Here is a 13367-nt window from a genome sequence, read left to right as displayed (position 1 = left end):
GTGTACTTGTGTTAAAACTTTGCGCGCTTTGCGGTTAAATCAACACTTAACGAGTTGAGGTTTGGGGGGCTAAGGTGCACCTGTATATTCTCACATTTCTGATTTGATTAAATCAAACATCGAAGATGCCTTTACAGTTATATAAAGTTATCTTTTTTGGAAAATGATCGTAATTTAAGCCCTTATAAGACATATTTTTCCATTGTGTACAAAATTGAACCATTTCCGGACAAAAACGAACCCTCCCGGGTCGCTCTTTGTGTATTTTTATCACAACCAAATTATATTCTTATGAGCTACTATCTTAAATTCCATTAAATGGATCGCAAGGTGAAATGGAAGGCTAATACATGTCGGTTAATTCATATATGATGGATTAAAACGTGCGTAACGCTTTTCATATCCGAAGTAGACAGTTTACTTTGGTCACCGGTTTTTAACCTTTCATGCTGATTCGGAACAAAGATTTGTCGACGATCTTTCCCCGAATTGGTAATGTCTCTTAATGTCAATCCCGTAGTTAGGTAACAACTGGTGCGCACTCAATTTAGCGTAGAAGCAAACTATTGCCTTAAGTTTCAAAATCGATGCAGCATTAATATAGCAAACTTTTAATCCAAAATTTAATATTTATTACCATGAAAAAAATCATTTTCGGGCATACCGGAAAGGCTGCTCTGCTTGCTTTTCTATGCTTGCATTCGCTTTCCTGTTCAAAAAAGGTGGAAGAAGATTTTTCGGAAACCTTTAGTAAGGGGCCTAAAAAAATGGCTGTTATTGCCAATAATTTGCTGGTCAAACCGGTATATAACAGTACGGCGGTATTAAGGAATCCACTAAACGGGTGGGTAATGTATGGCAAACGTGATGCTACCGATACTTATTGGGACAGTCAGTTTTTTGTCCCTGAATTGGGTACCAACGTAAAGGCGATAGATTATGCCTCTGCCTGTTATATCCGCACCAGTTGGAGATCGCTTAATCCCAGTCCTGGCGTTTATGCCTGGAGAGACCTTAACTCGCAGATTGGTAAATTAATCAATGGCGTTAAAACCAAGGGTTTGCCTATCGCCCTGCGGATTGTGGTAGATGGACGTGACCAGGGAGAAAATACTCCGGCCTTTGTGTTCACTGCCGGCGCTCAATATTGGTTATCCAACCCTGCAGTGCCTTCACAGAAAACACCCTTTCCACAGGATCCGGTTTTCAGGCAATATTACACCACGTTCATTGAAGAGCTCGCCAAAGACTTTAATGATCCCGTTCGCACCTCTTTTATTGATGCCTATGGATTAGGCAAATGGGGAGAAGCACATAATACCGTATATGCTGCTCCAGGGGTATTAACGGCCGCACAAACAGAAACCGTAAAGGAAGAAGTATTGGACTGGATCATGGCGCTCTACAACAGGACCTTCACCAAAGTGCCGCTGGTGATCAATTATCATAGACTAATAGGCCATCCTACCAGCTGGGGTGCAGCAAACCCTAACAGTGACCGCTTATTGGTGAAAGCGATAAATCAAGGATATAGCCTGAGGCACGATGCATTTGGAATGACCGATTATTACCAAAGCTGGGAGAAAAATTTTGCGGCAACCTGGAAACATAAACGCCCGATTATTATGGAAGGAGGATGGATTGTGAGTGGTACACACCGATATTGGATTGACTCAAGTGGCCAATATCGCGAAGGGCATCCTGAAGATGTAAGAAAAGGCGAATTTGACAGGTCGGCGGAAGCTGCTGTAAACATGATGGATTTTAGGGTTGGCGAAACAACTTCCTGGTTTCAAACCAGTTTTCCTCTGGTAAAACGCTTCAATGCGGAGGGAGGCTACCGACTTTATCCCGATGAGGTATCATTACCAAATGCGATGGCTAACGGTGCCACCGCTACATTGAGCCATCGCTGGAGAAATATGGGCTGGGGTTACTGCCCCAATAACATTCCCCAATGGAATTATAAATATAAAGTGGCCTTTGCTATTCTGGATACTGCCGGTGTGGTAAAAAACTTTTTATTGATGAAAATGGTGACCCTTCCAAGTGGCTGAAAGATAATCCTGTTACGTATAATTTTACAACACCGGCAATTAACTTGCCTGCTGGTAGTTATAAATGGGGGGTAGCCATCATTGATAAAACAAATGCTAACAAACCTGGAATTGCGCTCGCAGTTACCGGCGACTTTAAAAACGGCTGGCTGGAACTGGGTAGCCTGCAGATACAGGCTGAGCCTCCCATTGGTCAAACCGTTAAATTAAAAGGTCCCAATAACCTGTTTGTATCGGGCGAAAATGGTGAAGCGCCGATGAGATGTAATCGCGCGAGTGCTTCTGGTTGGGAAACCTTTACCATTGTTGATGCAGGTGGGGGAAAAATCGCACTGAAAAGCATGAACAAATATGTATCTTCTGAAAATGGCGCTGCAACCGGGATCACCTGCAACCGCACAACCATTAGTGATTGGGAAAAATTTGATTGGGTGGTAAACGCAAACGGGAAAATTTCCCTTAAAGGAGGTAATGGCAAATACATTTCTTCTGAAGATGGTCAGTCGGTAATGAAATGTAACAGGGCTGCTATTGCCGGCTGGGAGGCCTTTTCCCTGGAATAATGCTGAAGAAGGGTTAGAATAAGTGATTGTTCCCTCCCAAATTTTTCAGCTGATCACCATCATCTGATGTTTGCGTATAATGTGTTGATTAATTATAATGGGTTGCTCTTCATGGGCAACCCTCGTCTCATTAACGTAATCGCCTAGGGCTGCTTTTTTATGTCCGGAGAAAACTCGGACGTAAACCGGATATAGTTTTAAAAGCGATTGAATTAGGCTGAACAGTTCCGCCATTTCAAAACATTTCTAGCTTAGTAACGAACAAATAACACACAGGATTTATTTAAACACAAAAAAAGCTGTCTCATAAATGTAGAATTGTCATCCTGAGCTTGTCGAAGGACCTGTTTTAAGTGTCTTACAAGACGTTTCTACAGGCTCAACGTGACAAATTCAATTGAATTACAATTTATGAGACAGCTTCTTTTTGGCTTTCTGGAATTTCATCCCAGCGATACTTTATTTAGAAAAAAATATCACAGAGGTGATGATGATAATGCCTGGTGGATAGATCTAATTTTCCTTAAGGCCGTTTCTGATCATGTTCTTTTCCAGGTATTCGATTAGTGCCTGCGGATGATCGGTTTGCATACCCTGAATGCTTTTTTCATCGCCGCCGACCAGTCTTCATGCGTTTCACTACTGTTTTGGACATCAACAAAAATACTGATGCCCATAGACCTGATGATGGGCAAGAGTTCTTTTGATGGGATATTGTCTATGGCTTCCAAAGGCATTTTCTTAAGCGATTCCAACAGATCTTCTTTTGTTACAGCCATTCTGCTGAGCGTGGACATCAAAGGCATTTTTAGTGCATTTTTTCTCCAGGAAGCATATTGTTCACTGCTGTTAACGTAAACCAGGATTTCTTTTTCCATCCCGGCTTTTTTTATCTCGCTGTAAGCTTGCGCTACATCTGCAGCTTTAAAATCCAGGTAAATGTTGATTCTGTCTTTACAGGTCTTTAAGGCATCTTGGAAAGTGGCAATATGGTGTAAACTACCATCTTTGCCTTTAAGGATGAGTTTTTTCACTTCCTCCAGATCAAGGTCTTTTATCTTTCCTTTCCCATTGCTCACCTGGTCTACCTGATCATTATGCAAAAGCACAAGTTTTCCGTCTTTCGTGGTGCGCAGATCCAGTTCCACATAGTCGGCCCCTATTGAAATTGCCTCCTCAATAGAGGCAATCGTATTTTCAGGCTTGATTAAGTGGCTTCCCCTGTGGGCAATAACAATGAAAGCATTTTTGCTTTCAGGTAATGGCTGTAGCGCCTGCTGTGCAAATACCGTGGGGCAGAAACCGCTCAATACCATTGTTATCAATAGTATATTTACATTAAGTCTCATATTTTAAGGTTTTAGTGCTGGGTTCATATCTGTAAATGCTGCAGCATGATCCCGGTCTGCTTTTTTAACGAAAAAGCATCAAATAGTTCGCCCGAAGTTTTATAAGCCTCAAATTTAAGATTTGCCCCATCAACGTGGATCACCTGGAAAAGCTGCGTATTTTCTAACGATACATCCATCCATTTTGCACCATCTACCTGGTACATTTTAGGGCCTGCAACCGAAACCAGGTAAACGGGTCCGCTAATTTCCCTTCCAGATAGTCCCCTTGGCAGGTTTTGCCCACGGCTATAGGTATGGTCGTGCCCCTGTAGCACCAGATCGATATGATATTTATCAAACAAGGGTTTAAAACGTTCCCTGAATTCCTTATTGTCCCTGCTTTTTGCCGTCGAGAAAATAGGGTGGTGAAAGGTGATTACTGTCCAAAGTTTTTTATTTTCTTTTAACACTTTTTCAAGCCACTCATATTCAGCTTTGGCCGAAGCTTCGTCCAATATAATCATTTGTGAATCCAGAGAAATGATACGCATATCCTGGTAATCTACATAATAAACCGATTCTTCCAATCCCTTTGGTCCGTTGCCGGCAAATGTATACTGTACGCCCCAATGTGGATCAAGTACCAGTTTTCTTTTGTCATCCCGTACATATTCGTGGTTTCCGGGAGCGGGGAGGCTGGGAATCATACCATTGATAAAACCACCTCCATAATGCCATTCGCCCCATTCCTGATCGTTATTGGAACGGTTGATCAGGTCGCCGGCATGGATGATAAACCTTGCATCTGGTTGATGCGAAAATGCCTTACGGATTACTCTCGACCATTTTGAACGGATGTCGTTCTGTGCATCGCCCAGGTAAATAAAAGAAAACGGCTTACTTTTAACCGAAGCGGTGGTAAACTGAAACCACTCGCTCCAATGCTCTCCCGATCCAACACGGTAGGCATAAACCGTTTCCGGTTTAAGGTTGGTAAAAGTAACATGGTGGTATTTCGCTATTTCATAATTATTTCCGCTTCCCAACAGGGTAGAAGTTGCATCATAACTGGTGATGGATTGTTCGAGTGCCGGATTGGAGTCTTCGGCCTTGATCTGCGCTTTTGAAGCCTTAATCGTAGTATCGGTCCGCCAGTTAACGGTCTGGCTGGTGGCAGGGTCTGCGGCCCAGGTTAAAATCACGCGGTCCGGGAAATGCCCAGGTTTAAAATCCTGGGCATAAGTGTTAACCTCAACAGCTAAAACAGAGAGTGTAAATAGAAAAAGAGCTTTTATATATAATTTCATGGTTGTCATCGTTATGGAATTTAATTTATTTCAGGTACCACATTAAGGTGTACTGATTATCGGCACCGAAAACAGAAACGGCTTTTTGGTAATTAACGCGGTTTTTTGCGCTTTCCGAATCAGGGTACGTATAACGTTTTGGTATACCTCTTCCGGTAGCGAGCGGACCAGTAACAAAAGCAGGGTAGCCGGTACGGCGCTGATCAAACCACCCTTCTGAGCCTTTAAACAGCATGGCCAGCCATTTTTGGGTAATTAACTGCTCAAGCGTACCATCGTATTTTACCAGCGGTTGATCGTAATAACTTTGGGCAGCAGTTACGGCATAACTGCTCATCGATTCCCTTATGCCTTTATAGTACAGCGATTCTGCCGTTTCGCCGGGTACGGTAAGTTTTCCTTTTTGTATGGCTTCTGCTAAAATAAAACATTGCTCAGTATAAGTGATCAGGCTGGCTTTTAACAATGCGTTAGAAGCGCCTCCGTTTTTTCTGAAAAACGTAGAAGAGAAAACCGAAACATGATCTTCGCCACCGTTATAGGCAGATGGTGCATCGATGGCATTGGGTACTCCCACATACCGGCTCAGATCTACGGTAGAACCTGTGGTGCTTTTTACCGGTTCTACCCAAACGCCAAGTCTTGGGTCGGTCCTTTGGATCAGCCTGTCTACAAGTTCCTTGCTTACTTTGGTTTTCTGGTAATCGAAATCGATCATAGCCAAAGGCCCACCAGGCCAGCTATAAGCCGCAATATTGCCTAAATAGGCCATTTCGGCATTGTCTGCACTGCTTTCGAAGATAGGATATGCTGTTTTATCATTAACAATTTCCTGCATCTCGGTAAAGGCAGGTGTATAGTTTTTCGAGATGCGCAGCAACATCCTTAAGCGCAGCGAGTTGGCAAACTTTCGCCAGCCAAGCGCTTTTCCTTTAAACATCACATCGCCCTTAGCATTTATTTCCTGACTGTTACCCCTCAATATTTCGTTCGCTTCCTTTAATTCTTTCAAAAGATCCGGGTAAATGGCCTGTTGCTGATCGTATTCAGGGTAGATGAGGTTAGCCTCTTTCGATTTTAATGCCTGCGAATAGGGGATATCGCCATATAAATCGGTAAGGTAGCCAAAGTTAAAAGCCTTCATGATTTTACCGATGGCAACATACTGGTTCTCCGAACGTTTCTGTGCAGTTTCCATAAAGGTTTTATTCACCGCTAAGCGCGCATAAATATCATCCCAGTCAACCGGACCCCAATCTAACAGATCATAACCGGTATTTCGAACCAGGGTAAGGTAGCGCGCTGCCGAAGCCGGTCTTCTGTTAACCGCATTTTCCTGGTAGGCATAAGCGGTGGAAACCAATACATCCGATAGTAAAAACTCCGTATTTGTAGTTTCAGGTGCATTGGGATTGGTATTTATTTCTTCAAAATCTTTAGTACAGCTTGTTATCAATGCAAGCAGTAAGAAAAGAAGCGTTGTATATTTGAATTTCATTTTTGTACAGTTTAAAAGTTACAACTTAGTTTAAAACCGAATGAGCGTGTACCCGGTAAAGTCCAGTGGCCTACGCCCAGTTTAAAGCCTTCGGTAACACTCATGGTCGTTTCCGGGTCATAACCCAATCCATTGGCGGTCCAGGTATACAGGTTCCTTCCAATAAGTGATAACGATAGGTTACTGATGGGCAGTTTGCGGGTCAGTTTTTTATCAAACAGATAGGTTAACGAAGCTTCCCTGATTTTCAGGAATGAAGCAGAATAAGTTAATCTTTCGTAGTATTTATTATAAGTGTTGTTATAAAAGTCAGATGCTGCAATAATTACGGTATTTGGGCTAATGTTTCCGTTGGCATCTGCAATATAACCCGGAATAATCATGCCATCGTTCCGTTTTCTGCCCTGCGAATCCGTCCATGGTAAACCGCCGGTTTCTGCATCCCTACCTGTCAGGGTGTTGTCGGTCAAACCGGCATTGATCAGGCTTTTAACTACATAAGAATAAAAATTACCGCCCTTGCGCCAGTCTAAAAGTACATTTAAGGTGAAGTTTTTATAACTGAAAGTATTGTTAAAACCAATAGTAAAATCTGGATTGTAGTTTCCTACCTTGATGTATTCAGAATTGTTGCGGATATAATGACCTGTTTTATCCAGCAAGGCTGCTCCCGCATTTGGTCCGCTGGTTACTTTGGTATAACTCGGGGTATAGAAGTCGCCGATTTTTGTACCTTCCTTAATCAGGTAACGAATATTATCCCCGTCGGCACTGCCCATCGAATATTCTTTTAAACCTTCTGATAACTCAATAACTTTATTTTCATTTTTGGTGAAATTGACATTGGTTTCCCATTTAAAGCTGCCATCAAAAGGAACAGCATTTAATCCGATTTCCCAACCGCTGTTCTGGATATTTCCGGCATTAATTAAGCGGTTGGATGAACCTGATGCAATGGTGGTTGGGATGTTAATGATCTGGTTCCTTTTGTTTGTTTTATACCAGGTTACATCGATGCCCACACGGCTTTTGAAAAAGCGCAGGTCTCCGCCAAACTCGTATGAAGTAGCAATTTCAGGCTTCAGGAAGTTGTTTTTAAAGTTAAACTCAATGGTCGCTCTTTTTACATCGCCCCAGTCCTGGTTAAAAGGGATGGTATTGTACAATTGATAAGGGTCTGTATCACTACCCACCTGCGCCCAGTTGGCCCTTAGTTTAACGAACGAAAGCACGTCTGATTTGATCTGGAACACATCCGTTACAATTGTGCTTAAAGATGCGGAAGGATAAAAGTAAGAATTGCTGCCGGCTGGAAGTGTACTCGACCAATCATTTCTGCCCGTTACATCAAGAAAAACCATATCCCTGAACGATACCTGGCCAAGACCATAAATACTATTGATGCGTTTGCGGGAATTATATTGCGAATTTACAATAGTACCTGCCTGCGCATTGGCAATGTTGTAAACACCCGGAATACTCAGGCTCTCTGTTTTCTGCGCGGTTGACCTGTTGGTCTGATCCATTTGATTGCCTCCGGCAGAAAGACTCAAAGACCAATCCTGATTTAACAGTTTTTTATAGCTCAGTAAAAAATCAGTGTTTTGTTCCTTAAAGAAGGAATTATCTATACCATATCCACCGAATTTAAATCTTTTCGAACTAAAAGGGCGTTTGGTTTCGTGCGCTTCATTGTACATGTCAAGTCCGGTACGTACCATTAAGCTCAGGTTTTTGGTGATGTCGTAAACAGCCTGTACATTTCCGGTTAACCGGTTTCTGTCGTAGCCATTGGTATGCTCATAAGCTACAAAATAAGGGTTATCAGAATCATCTGCTGAAAACTGCTCGATGTTTTCCCTTCCTGGTTTCCAGTAGTTTTTCAGGTCGTTGATGTTCATATTAGGTGGAAGTGAATACAGCATCTGCGTAACACTTTCCCGGTAAGCCGACGGTCTGTTGTCGCTTTTATTGTTTACATAACCAATATTGGTACTGATCTTTAATTTAGGATGCAGCACATAGGTGGCAGAAAGGTTAAGCGTATTCCGTTTGAGGTCGGTATTGGGTACAATCCCTTTATTGGCCAGATTGGTGTAGGATAAGCGATAATTACCATCCGCATTTTTTCCGCTGATGGAAATGTTGTTGGTGTAGGTAGAGCCGGTTTCATAAAAATCCTGTGGATTATTAGGATGCGATACCCAATCGGTGGCAATTGGTTTTCCGCTGGCATCCAAAGGACTGTTCCATTGCAGGTGTTTGGTACCTGCATCGAGCCGCGGCCCCCAGGCAGATGAGGTGGAAGATGCCGGATCGTCGGTATATTCGCCTCCTCCAAAGGTGTGCTGAAAATGTGGGAACATCCATGCCTGATCGTACATGGCGTTTGAGTTAAAGTTTATCCCTAATCCCTTTTTGTTTACCAAGCCACTTTTTGTGGTAATCAAAACCACACCACTTCCGGCCCTGCTGCCATATAATGCTGCTGCACTTGCACCTTTTAATATGGTGATACTTTCTACATCATCCGGACTGATATCCGCAATCGGGCTACCGTAATCAACCGATGAGCGGCCAACTTCTGATGTTGCACGTAGCGAATGTGCCACCGGAACACCATCTACCACAAATAAAGGCTGGTTGTCCGTAGCGATTGACGATTGCCCCCGGATGGTGATAAATGAACTTGATCCGGGATCAGCACCCGTGCTTACTACATTTACACCAGCCACCTTTCCGGCCAGTGAGTTGATCACATTGACTTCTTTTACCGTGTTTACATCACTGCCTTTTACCGTGGCAATGGAATAACCAAGAGCTTTTTCGGCACGTTTAATACCTAAGGCGGTAACCACCACATCAGAGAGCGCCGTTTCATCAGGAGAGAGGTTGATGTTTAGTTCAGTTTCGCCCTTCAGGGCAATCTCCCTGCTTTGATAACCGATCATTTTAAAGACCAGCAGGGCCTGATTGTTTAATACATTCAGGTTAAATTCTCCATTTAAGTTGGTGCTGGTAGAATTGTTGCTGCCTTTTTCAATTACGTTTACCCCCGGCAGTGGCACACCTTTTTCATCAGTTACCTTACCTTTAATTCGTATTGATTTTTTGATAATGATCTGGTTTTTCTCGATCAGGTAAGTGAGTTGAAAAGTAGGTAATATCCGGTCGAGCAAAGCGCTTACAGCCTCATTTTCTGCCTTAAAACCACTTAGGTTTTGTTTCTCTACGGCATCTTCGTTGGTGTATACAAAATACAGGCCGGTTTTCTTTTCAATGGTTTTGAAAAGTTCCGTTAATGCTCCCTTTTTAATATTGATACTTACTTTAACGTTTAATTGTTGTGCATTTACCGGCGATGCCTGCCCTACAAAGAGCATGGTGGAGAGCATGATGTAAATAAGGGTAAAAAAACGCATTACGCTAAAAATTAATTGACTAGTCACTGCGGACTTTTTCATAACTTTGTTTGTTTTAATCTTGATGGGTTAAAATAAAATTTAAAATTTCTTAGCTGCGGCATGCGCCAACATGCTGCAGCTATCTTTTACTCGTTGTTTAGTTACATTTACCTCCTTTTATATAAATAATCTGTTTGTTTATGGTATAATGGATGTCAAATGTAAGCTCCAGTGTGCGCAACACCTCTCTTATGCTTACATTATCAAATTTTGCTGTCAGTTCACAGTTATCAAACGAGCTGTCTGAAACTACCTTAAGGGCATATTTGCGTGATATGGTCTGGAATACATCTTCCATCGGCGTTTTGTTGAAATACATTTTTCCGATCCGCCAGTCAGTTGATGTTTTGGCATCTTCCACATCTTCGCGTACCAGGAGTGCCAATTTCGTATTGTAAATTACTTTTTGATTTGGAAGAAGGTGGACAGCTGCTGATTGTGTGCCTGCTGAATCTCTCGAAACTGCTACCTTTCCGGTGAGTACGGTTACTTCTGGCCTGTAATTTTTCCATGCCCGGATGTTAAAACTGGTTCCAAGTACCCTGGTTTGGATATTCTGGCTTTTTACTACAAAAGGATGAGCAGGATCTCTTTTTACTTTAAAAAAAGCCTCGCCATTGAGTTTAACTGTTCTGATGCCGGCACGTTTCAGGTTTTGCGGAAAGCTGATGCTACTTCCTGAGTTTAACCAGATCTCGGAACTATCCGGAAGCAGCACATTAATGATTTTACCGGGCGCTGCAGTTTTGGTTGTCCACACAACCTGATTTTGGTTAACAGTCAATGGCCTTTTATCTTTAGCAATAAAAAAGATCAGTGCTCCAATAATTGCTGCAGCAGTTGCCGCTGACCACCATTTTAATTTTTTCAATTTTCTGACCGGAGCCGGATGGATTTGTTCTTTGATACTGGCAAAACTTTCCTTCCACAATCCGTCATCCGGTAGTTGCGCCGTGTCCTGCCATAACAATAACACCTCTTCTAATTCTAACTGCTCCTCACGATCACCATCTTTACCTACCCAATCCCTGAGCCTTTTTTCCAGCAATGCAATTTCAGCTTTGCTGCTGGGCAAATCTTCCTTTACAGCCAAATATTCGAGTACTAATTTCCAGGTTTCCTGATCCATTCCCATGCTTTTGTATCTACAGAGACAAGAAATGCAGGAGCAACTACGGGTCGAAACCTGTTAAGTTTGCGTTAATAAATTATTAACGCCGTGTTTTACCTGAATTCAGCGCTGTTTTGCAATACTTTTTGCTGAAGAAACTGAAAGCCTTTTACCAGGTGGTCTTCTACGGTCCTCACCGATATATCGAGTAAAGCTGCAATTTCTTTATAACTAAAGCCATCAATCCGATACATATAGAAAATAAGCCGTCGCCTTTCCGGCATCTGATCAATCAGTGCATAAAGTACACGGTTCCGGTCTTTATTTTGGAAAGCCTGTGAAGGCGTTTCTTTCCGATCGATAATTTCCGGGGCTTCTTCTTCGTTATCAATACGCAGAAGGTTTGCTTTTGGCGCTTTATAATAATTTGTAGCAGCATTTTTTATGGCACGGAATAGATAGGCTTTTTCGTTAGAAAGGATAGTTTCATTTTTCCAGATGGATATGAATACATCATTTAAAATAAGCTGCGCATCTTCTATATCCTTTACCAGGTAAATGGCGTACTTTTTCAGCGTGGGGTACATGCGGCGGTAAAGATCTTCGAAAGATTTTTCGTCAAACTTCTTCTTATTATTATTAAAACCGGCAGTATTGTTTTCGCCCATAAAATTATCGCGTCAAAATTAAAATTCAGAAACGATACACATATTAACTCAATATTAAATACTCATGGTAATTTCGCGTTCAGTTATAAATGATTTGAGAAGGGAATATTAAGCATTGGATACTATTTAACCTGTTTTTATTTGGGATATTTAGTTAGTGTTAAATTACAGGTAGGTTAATTCATTGTTAAGTATCTTTTTTATCTTGTTATAATGATAATTTAACATTAAATTTATCATTAGGTAATTTTGTATCAATGAAATTTCCTCTTTTTCTTTACTACGAGCTGCTGATCAGATTGACCATTTTTAGACCTGAGATTGGAGAATTCCGATCTGCACTGCCTTTTGATGATTATGTACTGCTCAAAACCGATAAGGGAATGATGGAGATCCCAACAGATATAATAAACATACAGTTCAAAGATCCAGGATTGATCCCGGAGCGTGAGATAGGCAAACTTGCTGCCGCCTTTCGTCCCTATAGCGAAATTGACTCGATGACCGGTGGGCCGGTTTCAAATGCCTCCTAAAGCGAGCTTAAAATATCACTTCGGCACTTACCAGAAATGCTGTCATAAGCAATTCATTGAGTGAACTTTATTTCATGTTGTATTAACATCACACCGGTATTTTGAAGATCAAAGTCAAACACAGTTTTACATTGATCCCAAAACATTCAGGCCAGGTTATCTGTGATTTATCTCATAGATTTATACCGGAGGTAAAAAGATGTGTTGCAGGCTAAATCGTTAATATGGAGATAGAAAAGTATCAATCCGGCCGAGATTTTATCGGCTTTGTGAACAATCTTTGTGCCTTGGAAGAAGATGCAGCCGCAATGCTTTCCAGGCAATTAGAAATCCTTCGTTTTAAAAAAGGACAGGCTATATTGGTGCAGGGAAACACCTGCAGGTACCTATATTATATTAACAGCGGACTGGTTAAAACAGGCTTTGAAAGTAAAGACCGCACTTTTGTTATGCGTTTTTTTGCCGAAGGCGAGATGTTTACCGTTTTGGATAGTTACCTCTCGCAGAAACCCTCTTCTTATGAAGTTGTGGCTTTGGAAGATACAGTGATTACGCAGATATCACGAACAGAAATGGATAAACTCCGTACCCGTTTTCACCACATGGAAACTTTTTTTGGGAAACTGGCTGCCATGGCTTCGGTTAATATGATGGCCAGGATCGGTGAAATATTGGAAGAACAGGCATCAGCGCGGTACGAAAATTTTGTAAAGGAAAATCCAGGCCTCCTACAGAGGGTGAGCCTTCGCGATCTGGCCAGTTACCTGGGCATTACCCAGGTTTCTTTAAGCAGGATCAGGGCTGGAATGTAATTTTTTATCATTTGATAAATTTT

At 41.9% G+C, this 13367-nt stretch carries 11 protein-coding genes; 5 read left to right on the top strand and 6 right to left on the bottom strand.

Annotation, left to right across the window (positions count from 1 at the left end; translation table 11 throughout):
* The first annotated feature begins 638 nt into the window (after nt 1-638).
* The 3 genes from ACQ86H_RS17455 to ACQ86H_RS17445 all read left to right on the top strand — a co-directional run bounded on the left by ACQ86H_RS17455 (nt 639) and on the right by ACQ86H_RS17445 (nt 3187).
* Entirely contained in the window at nt 639-2057 is a 1419-nt protein-coding gene (locus ACQ86H_RS17455; RefSeq protein ID WP_431291910.1) for a DUF4832 domain-containing protein, read from the top strand.
* 44 nt (nt 2058-2101) lie between these two features.
* A complete protein-coding gene (locus tag ACQ86H_RS17450; protein ID WP_431291909.1) occupies nt 2102-2620 on the top strand; it encodes a hypothetical protein in 519 nt (172 codons plus the stop codon).
* 411 nt (nt 2621-3031) lie between these two features.
* Nucleotides 3032-3187, top strand: coding sequence for a hypothetical protein (locus tag ACQ86H_RS17445; RefSeq protein WP_431291908.1), 156 nt, complete (start codon nt 3032-3034; stop codon nt 3185-3187).
* Here the strand turns inward: ACQ86H_RS17445 and ACQ86H_RS17440 are convergent.
* The 6 genes from ACQ86H_RS17440 to ACQ86H_RS17415 form a co-directional block, all read right to left on the bottom strand.
* Nucleotides 3184-3969 carry a glycerophosphodiester phosphodiesterase family protein gene (locus ACQ86H_RS17440; RefSeq protein WP_431291907.1) on the bottom strand — a complete coding sequence of 262 codons (786 nt, stop codon included), beginning with the start codon at nt 3967-3969 and terminating at the stop codon, nt 3184-3186. The genes ACQ86H_RS17445 and ACQ86H_RS17440 overlap by 4 nt on opposite strands.
* Before the next feature lie 23 nt (nt 3970-3992).
* Nucleotides 3993-5258 carry a fibronectin type III domain-containing protein gene (locus tag ACQ86H_RS17435; protein WP_431291906.1) on the bottom strand — a complete coding sequence of 422 codons (1266 nt, stop codon included), beginning with the start codon at nt 5256-5258 and terminating at the stop codon, nt 3993-3995.
* A gap of 25 nt (nt 5259-5283) precedes the next feature.
* Nucleotides 5284-6756 (bottom strand): SusD/RagB family nutrient-binding outer membrane lipoprotein, encoded by a 1473-nt coding sequence (locus tag ACQ86H_RS17430; RefSeq protein WP_431291905.1) that lies wholly within the window; start codon nt 6754-6756, stop codon nt 5284-5286.
* Nucleotides 6757-6767: 11 nt separating this feature from the next.
* Nucleotides 6768-10220 carry a SusC/RagA family TonB-linked outer membrane protein gene (locus ACQ86H_RS17425; protein ID WP_431291904.1) on the bottom strand — a complete coding sequence of 1151 codons (3453 nt, stop codon included), beginning with the start codon at nt 10218-10220 and terminating at the stop codon, nt 6768-6770.
* A 97-nt stretch (nt 10221-10317) separates the two neighbouring features.
* A complete protein-coding gene (locus ACQ86H_RS17420; protein ID WP_431291903.1) occupies nt 10318-11349 on the bottom strand; it encodes a FecR family protein in 1032 nt (343 codons plus the stop codon).
* A gap of 95 nt (nt 11350-11444) precedes the next feature.
* Nucleotides 11445-11999, bottom strand: coding sequence for an RNA polymerase sigma-70 factor (locus tag ACQ86H_RS17415; RefSeq protein ID WP_138823515.1), 555 nt, complete (start codon nt 11997-11999; stop codon nt 11445-11447).
* A 257-nt stretch (nt 12000-12256) separates the two neighbouring features.
* On the opposite strand from ACQ86H_RS17415, the gene ACQ86H_RS17410 reads away from it, so the two are divergent.
* Nucleotides 12257-12532 carry a hypothetical protein gene (locus ACQ86H_RS17410; protein WP_138823517.1) on the top strand — a complete coding sequence of 92 codons (276 nt, stop codon included), beginning with the start codon at nt 12257-12259 and terminating at the stop codon, nt 12530-12532.
* Nucleotides 12533-12756: 224 nt separating this feature from the next.
* The gene (locus ACQ86H_RS17405; RefSeq protein WP_138823519.1) at nt 12757-13344 is read left to right on the top strand and encodes a Crp/Fnr family transcriptional regulator; all 588 of its coding nucleotides are present in this window, start codon (nt 12757-12759) and stop codon (nt 13342-13344) included.
* Nucleotides 13345-13367 lie beyond the last annotated feature (23 nt).

It is taken from the genome of Pedobacter sp. P26 (assembly GCF_050632135.1).
GTDB lineage: Bacteria > Bacteroidota > Bacteroidia > Sphingobacteriales > Sphingobacteriaceae > Pedobacter.
Note: the sequence above shows the minus strand (reverse complement) of the source record. Positions and strands in the feature narration are given on the sequence as shown.

Coding starts and splice junctions, on each gene's coding strand:
- ACQ86H_RS17455 (WP_431291910.1), top strand. CDS start 639: ATGAAAAAAATCATTTTCGGGCATACCGGAAAGGCTGCTCTGCTTGCT.
- ACQ86H_RS17445 (WP_431291908.1), top strand. CDS start 3,032: ATGAGACAGCTTCTTTTTGGCTTTCTGGAATTTCATCCCAGCGATACT.
- ACQ86H_RS17440 (WP_431291907.1), bottom strand. CDS start 3,969: ATGAGACTTAATGTAAATATACTATTGATAACAATGGTATTGAGCGGT.
- ACQ86H_RS17435 (WP_431291906.1), bottom strand. CDS start 5,258: ATGAAATTATATATAAAAGCTCTTTTTCTATTTACACTCTCTGTTTTA.
- ACQ86H_RS17430 (WP_431291905.1), bottom strand. CDS start 6,756: ATGAAATTCAAATATACAACGCTTCTTTTCTTACTGCTTGCATTGATA.
- ACQ86H_RS17425 (WP_431291904.1), bottom strand. CDS start 10,220: ATGAAAAAGTCCGCAGTGACTAGTCAATTAATTTTTAGCGTAATGCGT.
- ACQ86H_RS17420 (WP_431291903.1), bottom strand. CDS start 11,349: ATGGATCAGGAAACCTGGAAATTAGTACTCGAATATTTGGCTGTAAAG.
- ACQ86H_RS17415 (WP_138823515.1), bottom strand. CDS start 11,999: ATGGGCGAAAACAATACTGCCGGTTTTAATAATAATAAGAAGAAGTTT.
- ACQ86H_RS17410 (WP_138823517.1), top strand. CDS start 12,257: ATGAAATTTCCTCTTTTTCTTTACTACGAGCTGCTGATCAGATTGACC.
- ACQ86H_RS17405 (WP_138823519.1), top strand. CDS start 12,757: ATGGAGATAGAAAAGTATCAATCCGGCCGAGATTTTATCGGCTTTGTG.